Origin of the sequence: Halorhabdus sp. SVX81, from assembly GCF_029207715.1 — an archaeon.
Classification (GTDB): domain Archaea; phylum Halobacteriota; class Halobacteria; order Halobacteriales; family Haloarculaceae; genus Halorhabdus.
Window position 1 is genome coordinate 1,673,783 of record NZ_CP104322.1, and the last position, 13,141, is coordinate 1,686,923.

Annotated in this window: 9 protein-coding genes; 5 read left to right on the forward strand and 4 right to left on the reverse strand. The window is 63.5% G+C overall.

The window, feature by feature from the left end:
- The first annotated feature begins 9 nt into the window (after nucleotides 1-9).
- The 3 genes from SVXhr_RS08330 (at nucleotide 10) to SVXhr_RS08340 (ending at nucleotide 2,772) form a co-directional block, all read left to right on the forward strand.
- Nucleotides 10-1,077 (forward strand): mRNA surveillance protein pelota, encoded by a 1,068-nt coding sequence (locus SVXhr_RS08330; RefSeq protein WP_275736755.1) that lies wholly within the window; start codon nucleotides 10-12, stop codon nucleotides 1,075-1,077.
- 71 nt (nucleotides 1,078-1,148) lie between these two features.
- Nucleotides 1,149-2,306 carry an ATP-binding protein gene (locus tag SVXhr_RS08335; RefSeq protein WP_275736756.1) on the forward strand — a complete coding sequence of 386 codons (1,158 nt, stop codon included), beginning with the start codon at nucleotides 1,149-1,151 and terminating at the stop codon, nucleotides 2,304-2,306.
- 61 nt (nucleotides 2,307-2,367) lie between these two features.
- On the forward strand, nucleotides 2,368-2,772 hold the full coding sequence (locus SVXhr_RS08340; protein ID WP_275736757.1) for a PPOX class F420-dependent oxidoreductase: 405 nt from the start codon (nucleotides 2,368-2,370) through the stop codon (nucleotides 2,770-2,772).
- Between the two features lie 10 nt (nucleotides 2,773-2,782).
- On the opposite strand, the gene SVXhr_RS08345 is transcribed toward SVXhr_RS08340, so the two are convergent.
- Entirely contained in the window at nucleotides 2,783-3,538 is a 756-nt protein-coding gene (locus tag SVXhr_RS08345) for an MBL fold metallo-hydrolase (protein WP_275736758.1), read from the reverse strand.
- A 109-nt stretch (nucleotides 3,539-3,647) separates the two neighbouring features.
- On the opposite strand from SVXhr_RS08345, the gene leuS reads away from it, so the two are divergent.
- On the forward strand, nucleotides 3,648-6,341 hold the full coding sequence (gene leuS / locus SVXhr_RS08350) for a leucine--tRNA ligase (protein ID WP_275736759.1): 2,694 nt from the start codon (nucleotides 3,648-3,650) through the stop codon (nucleotides 6,339-6,341).
- A gap of 8 nt (nucleotides 6,342-6,349) precedes the next feature.
- Here the strand turns inward: leuS and SVXhr_RS08355 are convergent, their stop codons facing one another.
- Complete coding sequence (locus SVXhr_RS08355) at nucleotides 6,350-6,961, reverse strand: TetR/AcrR family transcriptional regulator (RefSeq protein ID WP_275736760.1); 612 nt, start codon at nucleotides 6,959-6,961, stop codon at nucleotides 6,350-6,352.
- Nucleotides 6,962-7,099: 138 nt separating this feature from the next.
- Complete coding sequence (locus tag SVXhr_RS08360; RefSeq protein WP_275736761.1) at nucleotides 7,100-7,948, reverse strand: hypothetical protein; 849 nt, start codon at nucleotides 7,946-7,948, stop codon at nucleotides 7,100-7,102.
- 218 nt (nucleotides 7,949-8,166) lie between these two features.
- Between SVXhr_RS08360 and SVXhr_RS08365 the strand changes: the two genes are divergently transcribed.
- Complete coding sequence (locus tag SVXhr_RS08365; protein WP_275736762.1) at nucleotides 8,167-11,772, forward strand: MMPL family transporter; 3,606 nt, start codon at nucleotides 8,167-8,169, stop codon at nucleotides 11,770-11,772.
- Between the two features lie 36 nt (nucleotides 11,773-11,808).
- Here the strand turns inward: SVXhr_RS08365 and glmU are convergent, their stop codons facing one another.
- Nucleotides 11,809-12,990: a bifunctional sugar-1-phosphate nucleotidylyltransferase/acetyltransferase gene (glmU, locus tag SVXhr_RS08370; protein ID WP_275736763.1), complete on the reverse strand. Its 1,182-nt coding sequence runs from the start codon at nucleotides 12,988-12,990 to the stop codon at nucleotides 11,809-11,811.
- Between the last annotated feature and the right edge of the window lie 151 nt (nucleotides 12,991-13,141).

Genomic DNA, 13,141 nt, shown 5'->3' on the forward strand with positions numbered 1-13,141 from the left:
CTCCGAGACATGCGCATCGCCGAGCGGGAGCGCGTCGAGGGCGGTCGCGAGCGCCTGACGCTCGTCCCCGAGAGCCTCGACGACCTCTGGCATCTCACCTACGTGATCGAGCCGGGCGACCGGGTGGCCGGCGACACGACGCGCCGAATCCAACGCAACGACGACCAGATGCGGGACACGGGTGGCGAGCGCGAACACATCTGGGCGGCCCTCGACGTCGAGGACGTCGAATTCGCCCGCTTCGCCGATCGACTCCGGGTCAGCGGCGTGATCGACGACTGTTCGCGGGAGGATCAACTCGGCCAGCATCACACGATCAACGTCGAGCAACACGACGAACTCGACGTCGAGAAGACCTGGAAGCCCGACCAGATGGATCGGATCGAGGAGGCCGTCGAGGCGACCGACGTCCCGGACGTTGCCATCGTGACCGTCGAGGAGGCCCAGGCGTACGTCCACACCGTCGAACAGTACGGCACCGAGGAACGGGCGTCGATTGCGGGGCCGACCGGGAAGGGCGAATACGCCAGACCCCGTGAAGAGTTATTCGGGGAACTCACGGACGTGCTCAAGCGAACGAACGCCGACGCGATCATCCTCGCTGGCCCGGGTTTCACCAAGCAGGACGCGCTCGCCTACATCGAAGACGAGGCACCGGAAGTAGCTGACTCGATCCGCACGGTCGATACAAGCGCCGTCGGCGATCGGGGCGTCCACGAGGTGCTCAAGCGCGGGGCCGTCGAGGAGGTCCAGGAGGAAACCCGCATCGCCGAGGAGGCGACGCTGATCGACGAGTTGATGGAACGGATCGCGACCGGTGCGAAAGTGGCCTACGGCCCGGATCCAGTGGCTGAGGCCGCCGAGTACGGTGCCATCGAGCACTTGCTGGTCCTCGATGAACCGCTTCGCCGGGCGCGTGGCGACGGCGACCAGTGGGACATCGATGTCGATCGCGCCATCGAGCGGACTGAGCAGCAAGGCGGGGACGTGACCGTCTTCTCACGGGAGTTCGATCCGGGACAGCAACTCTCGAATCTCGGCGGGATCGCCGCGCTGTTGCGATATCGCCTGAATTAGTGATAACGAGCTTCCAAAACGATTTTTTGATGTGGGTGTGATGCTAAGCCGACGGAGTATACTCACCCGAAATGTCATTCGAGAACCAGCCGGATTTCGCCAGCCAGGTTGCCGATCTGAATCGATACGGTCAGGCACTCAATAGTTGTGAGAGTGTCGACGAAGTCGTCTCGCTCACACTGGAAGCGGTGTCGCTGTTGTTTGATTTTCCCTACGCAACGTTCGTCGTGGTTCGAAACGGACATCCGGAAGTCGCAGACAGTACGAACCCCCACTTCGATCCAGGGGACGAGTCGACGCCGGTGGTGACCCAGGCCATCGACACCGGCGAGACGGTTCGTCGGACGGGAGACGAAGCCGGTGTGGTTGAGGATTCGGACGTAACGGCTACGCTTGCCGTCCCGGCGAGTATCGTCGACGAGGTCATCGTGGTGCTGGTCACACGAGCGACATCAGTCGACGAGATCGGCGCCGAACACGCCGAACCGCTCGAAATTCTCGCCTCCCACGCCGCCACCGCGATCAGTAACATCCGGTCGAGAGAACAACTCGAACGCGCACGAAAGGATCTCGAAACCCGCAAGGAGATGATCGAGCTGTACGACCGGCTCCTGCGACACGACCTGGGCAATGATCTGCAAGTGATCTCCGGATTCACTGATTTCGTCGCGGACAGCGTCGACGGTGAAACCCTGGAGTACGTCGAACGCATCAACCACGCGGCCGAGGACGCGGCCGACCTCATCGAACGCGTCGGAGATCTCGTCTCCACGCTGGAGGAGGCCGACGAACCCGAGCCCAAATCACTCCGGCGAGAACTCGAAGAGACAGTCTCGACTGTCGACACACAGTACGACGATCTCACTGTCGAGTTCGACCCCGCGGACTTCGAATGCCAGGTGTACGGTGGTGATCTACTCGATTCGGTGTTCACGAACATCCTCTCGAACGCGGCGATCCACAACGACGAACCCGTAACGGTCTCGATCTACGCTGAGGAAGTGAATGCGGATGCGGTGGTCGTCGGCCTGGCTGACGACGGTGCCGGCGTTCCCGGGGAGATCCGCGACGAGATCTTCGAGATGGGGCGAAAGGGGCCGGACAGCGAGGGGACCGGTCTGGGGCTGGGATTCGTCCGCGCGTTGACCGAATCCTACGGTGGGACGGTCGAACTCCGTGAGAGTGACGCCGGCGGGGCCGACTTCCGGGTCGTTCTCGAGCGCGCCTGAGGGGTGCGTGGCTGACACCCGCGGCGATACTGTTAATCTCCAGCGACGACAACGCCCGGCCATGGCGAGCATTCCCGCCGCGTTTCAGGACCTCTTCGAGAAACGGACCTTCGCCCACCTGACCACGATGACCGCAGACGGGGAGCCCCACACAACACCCGTGTGGGTCGACTACGACGCCGACGACGACCGGATTCTGATCAATACCGAACGCGGGCGACGCAAGGAACGGAACGTGGCTCGCGACCCGACAGTTTCGGTGAGCATGACAGACCCGGACAACCCCTATCGGTTCCTGTCGGTGACCGGCGAAGTCGAATCGACGACGACCGAGGGCGCACGTGAGCACATCGACGCGCTCGCACAGCGATATCTCGACGAGGAGGAGTATCCGACACCGATCGAGACCGAGCGGGTCATTCTTCGGATCAGCGCTGTGGAAGTCATCACGGGTGACGTAGAGTGACCCGCCTGGCCTACAACTCGGCGGTCAGCCCGTCGCGAGCGACGGCGACCGCGCCGTCGTAACGCTCGCGAACCGACGCGACCATTTCCTGATGCCGACCGTCAGTGTGGGGGTAGAGGTGGGTGAGATACAGCGTCCCAACAGTAGCGTCGGCTGCATCGAGGGCTGTCCCCAGTGACGCAGGCGTCGCGTGGTTGTCCGTCTCGATGTCGTCCGGGAACGAACAGTCGTGAACCAAAACCTCGGCCCCGTCGGCGACGGTGAGAAATTCGGGAACCGCCACGGTGTCGCCGCTGAAGACGACTGCGGGACGGTCAGTGCCGGTCGGCGAGAGTCGGTAGCCAAAGCCGGCCATCGTGTGGTGGATCTCCCGCGCCGAAATGTCGAAACCTGCGAGCATCGTCTCACCGACCTCGATGTCGGCCACCGTCGGCTCGACGTGTTTCCGGAGGTAGCCGTGGATATCGAGGAGTTCGTCGAGGAGGGATTCGGTACCGGATGGGCCGACGATCCGGAGCGGCGGGGCGTCAGCCAGCCAGCGGGCCTTCAACAGGGGTAGCAGATCCGCGACGTGGTCGAGGTGGTGATGGGTGAGAAGGACGGCGTCGAGGTCGGTGTACCCTGAGTCGGTCGCTGCCAGCGCGTCGAGGATACCGCTCCCGCAGTCGATCAGCAGTCGGTTGCCGTCGGCTTCGAGCAACAGTCCGGTCTGGTTGCGGTCGCCGGTGGGCATGGCACTCCCCGTCCCCAGAAACGTCAGTTGCATACTCGTGGGTGCGCCGACGAACACAAAAGCATTCCCGGGACTATGGGGGCTATTTGAGGAGATCGTCCCGCAAGTTTTTGTCTCGACTCCGGTAAGGACGAGCAAGGAAATGTCTCACCGAGATCGGTATTCCTCCCAGGCAGTCCAGGAGATCTGGCAGTTCGAGTGGGATCGCAAAGACATCTACGAGTGTCCACCGGACGCCGAGAATCCGACGTACGTTCTCGGCATGTTTCCCTATACGTCCGGGAATCTCCACATGGGCCACGTCCGCAACTACGCGATCACCGATGCCTACGCCCGGTATCGGCGGATGTGTGGGGACGATGTCCTCCAACCGATGGGCTGGGATGCGTTCGGGTTGCCCGCCGAGAACGCCGCCGAGCGCCAACTGACGGACCCCCAGTCCTGGACGGAGACCTGCATCGAGGACATGCGCGAGGAGATGGAGGCGATGGGGTTTGGCTACGACTGGAGTCGGGAGTTCACGACCAGCGACCCCGAATACTACCAGTGGAACCAGTGGTTCTTCGAGCGGTTCTACGAGGAAGGGCTGGTGGAGTACGAGGCTGCCGCTGTCAACTGGTGTCCGAACTGCGAGACCGTGCTGGCGGACGCCCAGGTCGAACCGGCACCCGACGAGGACGACCACGATCACGACGCCGGCGTCGACGGGCCGGTTTCGAGCCAGGGTGTCTGCTGGCGGTGTGAGACGCCGGTCGAGACCCGTGAACTCGACCAGTGGTTCTTTTCGATCACCGACTACGCCGAGGAGTTGCTTGCAGGCCTCGACGAACTCGACGGGTGGCCAGAGAGCGTCCGGGAGATCCAGCGCAACTGGATCGGCAAACAGGACGGGGCGAACGTGACCTTCGAGGTGCCCGAGTACGGCACCGTCGACGCGTTCACGACCCGTCTGGATACGATCTACGGCGCGACCTTCCTCGCCGTCTCGCCGGGTCACGAACTGGCCCGTGAACTGGCCGCGAAAGACGATGCAGTGGCGACGTATCTGGACGGAACGCGGGGACGATCGGAAGCCGAGCGGCGGTCAACGGCGAGTGGCGTCGAAACCAGCGTCCGCGCGATCCACCCACTGACCGGCGAGGAGATGCCGATCTACGTCGCCGAGTACGTCCTCGACGGCGTGGGGACGGGGGCTGTCATGGGCGTGCCCGCCCACAACGAGCGCGATCACGCCTTCGCGAGCGAACACGACCTGCCGATCGAGCCGGTCCTGAAAGGCGATACCGACGAACACGACTTCTCCTCGGCCGCCGATACCGGCGAGGGCACTCTCGAAAACAGCGAGGCGTACGACGGCCTGGACACCGAGACGGCCCGCGACCGATTGCTCGCCGACCTGGATGTCGCCGAGTCCGCCGTCACCTATCGGCTGCGGGACTGGCTCATCTCCCGGCAGCGCTACTGGGGGACGCCGATCCCGGTCGTCCATTGTGAGGCGTGTGGCCCCGTCCTGGTTCCAGAGGACGAACTCCCGGTCGAGTTGCCCGAGTACGAACCGACAGCAGGGAACCCGCTGGCCGAGAACAGCGAGTTCGTGGAAACGACGTGTCCGGAGTGTGGCGCGGACGCCCGCCGGGAGACCGACACGATGGACACCTTCGTCGACTCGTCGTGGTACTTCCTGCGATTTCTCTCGGCCGCACAAGCGGACACACCGTTCGACACGGACCAGGCAGCCGAGTGGCTGCCCGTCGACGTCTACGTCGGCGGCGAGGAACACGCCGTCCTCCACCTGCTTTACATCCGGTTTTTCGCCCGCGTGCTCTCCGATCTCGGTCTCCTCGAGGAGAGCGAGCCCGTCCAACGACTCGTCAACCAGGGGACGGTACTGCACGGCGGCGAGAAGATGTCGACGGCGAAGGGGAACGTCATCACGCCCCACGAGTACGGCCCGGAGACGACCCGATTGTTCGTCCTCGGGGCCGCTCACCCGCGCCAGGACTTCGAGTGGACTGCCAAGGACGTGAGTTCGGCCTACGATCTCCAGCAACAGCTCTACGAGATGGTACAGTCGTTCGTCGGGCGCGAAAGCGATCGGGACGAGCGCGAGCCCAGAGACGACTACCTCGACCGGGAGATCGACCGGACGATCGCCGCGACGACCGAAGAGTTCGACGCGTTCCGATTCCACCGGGCGATTTCGGAGATTCGATCGCTTGCGGGCGTGCTCGGACAGTACACCGAAGTGGGGCCAGTCCACGAAACAGTGTATCGACGTGGACTCGAGACGATTGCGGCGCTGATCGCGCCGATCACTCCCTATCTGGCCGAAGAGCTCTGGAATCTGCTACGATGTGACGGGCTCGCCGCCGAGGCCGACTGGCCACAGCCGGCGGCGGCGGTCGGCGACTACCGGATCGAGCGCTCGCTGATCGAGACGACGCGGGCCGACGTCCGGGACATCTGTGAGGTTGCCGGGATCGACGACCCCGAAGCGATCACGTTGGTCATCGCCCCCGAGTGGAAGTACCGCGCCTACGAGACAGTTCGGAGGGCCGATCCCGAGAGCGCGGTCGTCAGCGAGGCGTTCGAAGACGACCTTGTCGCCGACCACCGGGACGTAGCGGGGCCGTATCTCGCCGACTTACAGGAGCGTCGTCGGTCGCTGGAACCCGTGCTTGAACCGACCACTGAGCAGGCGGTCCTGGAACGGGCAGCGTGGCTGCTCCGAGAAGAGTTCGACGCGTCGATCAGCGTCGAGACGGCGGAAGCGACGCAAGACGCTGACCTGGCCGAGCGTGCCGATCCCGGCAAACCCGCGATCCACATCGAGTGAGCGGCTGGTTAGTCCTCGGCGACATCAGCCAAAAGCGTCGTCTCGATGTACCGGTCGAGTTCGCGACGAGTCTGGTCGAACAGTTCCCACTCGCCCAGTGTGACACACCGATCGAGCGTGCCGTACAGTGTCGAATAGAGGAAAGCAGCCGTCCGATCGGCATCGACTTCGACAAAGGTTCCTTGTTCGATACCGGCCTCGATCGTCTCGGTGAGCTCGGCGACGATGAGCGCGTCCGAGCGTTCGAATTGATCCCGATATGCCGGGTTGTGCGGCGTCTGGGCGCGCATCTCGAGCAGCGCCTGGAAGAACTGTCGCTGTGCCTCGTCCGGATCGGACGGGGCGAGTTTCTCGAAGAGCGCGGTGAGTCGCTGTCGGGGTTCTGTCATCTCGGTGTCCTGCAGATCGGCCTCGAGTCGATCGAGTAAATAGGCCAGAAAGTCCGCCAGGAGATCGTCCTTGTCGTCGTAATGATAGTACAGCAGCGACTGACTCTTCTCGAACTCCTCGCCGATTCTGGAGATGGTTGTCCCGGCGTACCCGTGGGCACACAGTGCTCGATAGGTCGCCGCCATGATCTCCTCGTCGGTCGAGTCCGTCGTCTCGAACCACCCGGTCACTGTATCACCCCCTGCCACGGTTGTGGTCGCCGGTCACGGAACCGTTTCGAAGCGGAAATCGGCTTCCGGTCGGCGTCCGTCCGGGTCACGGGATGCCGACCGATCGGGTTCGTGGCGACAGCAGTCGCCGCAGGTAACTCACTCATGGATGTTGGGGCGATGTTCGACGGCGTTCGGACACCGTGAGGTGGCAAACGACCGAAGCGTCTCGGTCGCGGACGACTGTGGGAGTGGATCCAAAAGCCCCCTGAGACGATCCGGATCGCCGACAGAGACGACATCACCAGCCGACCACTTGCCGGGCATCGTCTCGGCGACGACATCCGTCTGGTCGTCGGCAGGAGACTGTCCGTCAGGTCGCCAGCGAGCGATCCCGAGTGCCGCGCCGGCTTCTCGGAGCGCCGATCGCGAATCCGGGTCGCTACCTCCCAGCAGTCCGGCGAGATCACCCGCCGTCGCCATCACGATCGGATCGATCGGGACCGAGTCCGGCGCTGAGGAATCCTCGGCCCGTGTTTCTTCCAGTCGGCTCCACAAGGAAGCAAGCCGTTGACTCGCGTCCGAGAGTGAATCGAAACAGGCCTGGCGGACTGACGGGTCACTTTTGACGGATCCCATCGCCGTGTACGCGAGCGAATGGAGATAATCGCTGGTCAACAGCGCCTGGTCACGGTCCAACGCCCCAGTGTCGAAGCCGGCCGCTTGAGCGTTAGCTACTGCCTGTCCGTAGACGAGTTCGACACTCGTTGCTGCCGGGAGGATGTCCTCAATATCGATGTCCGCCGAACCAGTCTGTGCGCCCACGACGAGCCACTGGCCACGGATCCGGTCCGACATCTTTCCAAGCAATGTACGTGCATCGTCGACGAGGGCGTCCGGTGCGCTCGGCAGGACAGATCCGAGATGATCGTCGACTGTCTCGCCGATCACACCCGGATCGAGTGGATCGGACGAGCGCATGCTACCCACTGGCGTATTGTTCCCCATGCCGATAATTGAACGGTTAGTCAATGATCAATCTTTGGATTTTATGTATCAGCTGTTCGCGGAGACGGGGGGTAGGTTCGAAGCTCGGGTGCTGAACTCCCGAGAAAGCGGAACTATTTGAACGAACATTCAGTAAATTCCGGAAAGCCTATAACCAACTCGCCCGGAAAGGCGATACTACGAATGACTGGTTTCAGATATCGTATTGGAGGTCCACAATGAGCCTGACCGACAGGGTCGTCGACGCGATCACCGATCATACGAAAGCAGCGATCGCGGTGATGCTCGTCGTGACAGTCCTCGTCGGCGCGGGGGCCGCTCAGGTGGACCAGACGTCGTCGCTCGATCAGTTCCAGTCGGACACACCCGAAGCAGCGGACCTGGATTATATCGACCAGAACTTCTCGACTGGGGCTGAGAACACGACCACGGCACAGATTATCGTTCGTGGGGACAACGTCCTCAGCAACGAGACGTTGATCGAGACGGTAGAATACCAACAAGCCCTCAGGAACAACGCGACTGTCGGGCCCACCTTGGCCGAAGGGTCACCCACAACCGGTATCGCCAACGCGATCGCAACGGCCGCGATCCAGCGCGAACGAGGGGCCGAGTTGCAGGCCACGCTCGCGGAGTTCCGGCAGCTGAACGCGACCGTCCAGGAGCAACGGACCCAGCTACAGGAACAACGCGCTGCGCTCCAGGCGAATCGAACTGAATTCAACCAAACGCGGGAGGCGGTCGCGACACGAGCGGCCCAGCTGAACGCGACGGCCCAGAGCCTCCGGACCGCCCTCAGTACGCTCCGTGAGGACCCATCGGCGAGTGTTCGGGACCGGTTCGACGCGGTGGCCCAGAATGCGCCAGTGACGTTGAACGAAACCCACTACGCGACGTTCCGGACAGCCGCTCAGGATCTCCGGAACGCGACCGACCAGGAGTCGATCCAGTCGGCGTACGAACTCGGCACGCAGGGGGTCCTCGCCGCGGAGTACCAGGCGCTTCAAACTCGCCAACAGTCCCTCGAAGCGTGGGGCCAGGCCCTCCAGGAACGGGGCGCTGCCCTCCAAGAGCAAGGAGCGTCACTTCGCGAGCAGGGTGAACGCCTCGAAGAACTCGGCGCGACTCTCCAGGAGCAGCGTGCAGCCCTCGAGAACGTCTCCGGGATCACACTCGACGAGCAGATCACCCAACTTGCGTCGATGAACACCACCGAGCTCGAATCGACGATCGAACTCGTGCTCGGCGACGGCGAAAACGGTGGCGGGAACGGCGCCCTGGGGCTCATGTCCAGCGAGTACGAGCAGGGATCGACGACCGCCGAGGCGACGATGCTGCTGGTCACCCAGCGGACCGACAGCGCTGTCGCGCCCGGCGGGACTGTCTCCGACCGGATCGTCGACTCCCAGCTTGCGATGCAGGACCTCGGTGGGGACTTCGACGAGGAGTATCTGGTCTTCGGGAGCGGGTTGATCACCGACGAGATCAACCGCTCGATGAGCGACAGCATGCTGATCGTTGGCCCGCTCGCGCTGATCTTCGTTCTGGCAGCGCTGGCGATCGGGTACCGTGACATTCTCGATATCCTGCTTGGCCTGTTCGGTATCGGTGCGGTCCTGATCTGGACGTTCGGGTTCATGGGCTGGGCCGACATCAGCTTCAACCAGATCTTCATCGCCGTGCCCGTACTGTTGATCGGGCTCTCGATCGACTACGCGATCCACATCTTCATGCGCCATCGCGAGCGACGCAACGACGCGGACCGCGGTCCACGCGAGGCGATGCGGGTCGCATTGGGTGGCGTCGGCGTCGCGCTCACGCTGGTGACCGCGACGACAGTCATCGGCTTCCTCTCGAACCTGACGAGCCCGGTCCCCCCGATTCAGGACTTCGGTATCGTGAGCTCCGTCGGAATCGTGGCTGCGCTGTTGGTCTTTGGCGTCCTGATTCCGGCGCTCAAAGTCGAACTCGACGAGGTTCTCGAAGGCTTCGGCATCGACCGCCGCAAGCGAGCGATCGGAACCGGTGGCGGCCGACTCAGCCAGCTACTCAAAGTCGGGTCGATCGGCGCACGGAAGATCCCCTACGTGATCATCGTCCTCGCCGTGTTGCTCTCGGTCGGCGGTGCGTACGCCGGGACACAGGTCGACACGAGCTTTGCTCAGGAAGACTTCCTCGCCGAGGATCCACCGGGATGGATGGAAGACCTCCCGGAGCCGTTCAAACCCGGCGAATACACCGCGAAGAACAACCTCCAGTACGTCAACGAGCGGTTCGTCCGGGAGGACTCACAGGCCCAGTTGCTTATAAAGGGTGACGTCGCAACACCCGACGGGATCGAACGGCTAGCCGGGGCACGTGAGACTATCGCAGGGAAAAACGTCACACAAAAGCTCCCCGGGGGTGAACCCGACGTGCAGTCACCGCTGTCGGTCATGGAAACCGTGGCCGCCCAAAACGAGACGTTCAATGCGACGTTCACCGCTGCGGACACCGACAATGACCGCGTTCCGGACGAGAACGTCGCCGGCGTCTACGATACGCTCTATGACGTCGCACCCCAGCAGGCCCAGTCAGTTCTCGCTCGGGACGACGGGAAGTATACAGCTGCCCGGATCGTCGTGACGATCCAGGGGACCGCATCGAGTACTGACGTGACTGACCAGATGCGGTCGGTCGCCGATACGCTCTCGGAAAACGGCCTCGAAGCGTCCGCCACCGGCCAGACGATCATCTTCGAGATCGTCCAGAATCAGCTCCTGGAGACGGTGATCCAGAGTCTGTTGATCACGCTCGTGGCCGTCTTCGCGTTCCTGATGGTCGTCTACCGGATCAGCGACGGGAGTGCGACCCTCGGGTTCGTGACGCTGTTGCCGGTCGTCCTCAGCGTGGCGTGGATCCTGGGAACGATGTACGCCTTCGACATCCCCTTTAACGTGATGACGGGGATGATCACGAGCCTGACTGTCGGGCTCGGGGTCGCCTACAGTATCCACCTCAGCGAACGATACAACCAGGAGCTCGAAGAGACCGGTTCGGTCTTCGAAGCCCTCGACCGGGCAGTCACCGGGACCGGCGGGGCACTGCTGGGTAGTGCCGCGACGACGGTCGGTGGGTTCGGCGTGCTCGTGTTCGCCATCCTGCCGCCGCTCCAGCAGTTCGGGCTGATCACCGGCCTGACGATCATCTATGCGTTCCTCGCGAGCGTGCTCGTCCTCCCGAGCCTGCTGGTCGTCTGGACGCGCCTCTTTGGCCCCGAAGACGCGTTCGGGGGCGGCGGAGACTCCGACGATGACACAACCGATATCGAGACCGCGGAACCGACGGATGCCCCAGGACCGAGCGTCGAACGCGATCTCGCGCCCAGCCACGTGGCTCCGGGTGGCGAGGTGGCAGTGACGCTTTCGATCGACAACCCACCGGAACGACTTGCGATCAGAGAACGGCTGGCCGGTACCGAGCTGGCACTGTACGGGACAAGCCCCGATCCGACGGAGTTTGCGACCCAGGGATCGACGTTGTTTCTGGCCTTCGAGGACGTCGACGGCCGCATCGTCGTCGAATACGACGCGACAGTGCCGGCGGATACCGCCGGCGGCACGACTCTGCCGATCGACGGTGCCGTCTTCGTCGACGGTGACGACATCGCGATCGAGGGGGCGGACTCGGTTGCGGTCGTCACCGATGTCCTCGAGCGCGTCCTGGCCGAGGGACAGGTCACCGACAACGATCTGCGACTGGCGGCCGATCACTTCGCGACAGGACAACTCTCCGACGACGAGTTCGAGCGCGTCTGTCAACTGTGGGTAGCGGACCAAAACTGAGACAGCCATCAAAGTCGGGCCAACCGGTGGCGACAATCAGCGATCGCGGCTCACGCGCTCGCCGGGTTCGGTACGCACGCCGCCCGAAAGCGTGACACCGGGTTCGAGGCTCGTGTTGATACCGGTCTTGACGCCGTCGCCGACAACGACACCGAACTTTCGCCGTCCCGTCGAGAGCCGATCGCCTTTGACTGTGAGTCCAACGTCGTCGCCGTCGTGGCGGAGGTTCGCGACGTTCGTTCCGGCCCCGAAGTTCACGTCCTGGCCGAGGACGCTGTCGCCGACGTAGGAGAGATGCGGGACGTTCGTCCCCGACCGGATCACGCTGTTTTTGATCTCGACGCCGTTGCCGACGTGGACGTTCTCGCCGAGATAGGTCGCCCCGCGGAGGTAGGTGTTCGGGCCGACCGACGCGCCGGCACCGACGTACACTGGCCCCTCGATCACGACGCCCGGTTCGATCGTTGCGCCAGCCTCGACGACCACGGTCCCCCGGAGGTCAGCGTCCTCACTGACCGTCCCCTGGACGTCGCCATCGAGTTCAGCCAAGAGGGTTTCGTTGGCTTCAAGCAATTCCCAGGGACGGCCGACGTCACGCCAGCGTGAAAGCGTCACCGGCGTCACTTCGTGTTCGTCGACGACGCGGGAAACGACGTCAGTGATTTCGTACTCGCCGCGCTGGCTCTCTGGAACGTCGAGCCAGTCGATGGCCGCTTCCGGGAAGACGTACGCACCGGTGTTCGCGAGGTTCGTCGGCGGGTCGGCGGGTTTCTCGACGATGTCGGTAACGATGCCGTCGGTGACGGAAACGACGCCGTAGTTCGACGGATCGGCGACCTCGTAGGTCGCCAGCGAGGGGGCGTTGTCGAACAGCTGTTCGATCGCCCCCGGATCGTAGAGATTGTCGCCGTTCAACACCGCGAACGCGCTGTCGAGTTCCGGGCGGGCGGCCCGGACGGCGTCGGCGGTGCCCGCCTGTGTCTCCTGGACGGCGAACGTGACCGGTACGCCGCGATACGTATCGCCGAAGAACGACCGAACTGCCTCGGCCTCGTAGCCCACGACGACGACCAGCTCCGACGCGCCAGCCTCGACGGCTGCGTCCGCGACGTGGGCGACGAGCGGCCGCCCGGCGACGGGGAGCATCGGTTTCGGCGTCGACTCCGTCAGCGGTCCCATTCGGGTGCCCTGGCCGGCAGCAAGAATGACAGTTTGCATGGTCGATCTGTTTACCGGCCAACCATTAACAGTGTCGTCTCATCGTGAAACAACGGCACTTCGACTGGCCGTCGTCCGGTTGCAGACGAGTGGCGGCGCAGATCAGGGACGGCTTTGGCAGGCAACCCGACAGAAACGATTCTGTAATCCA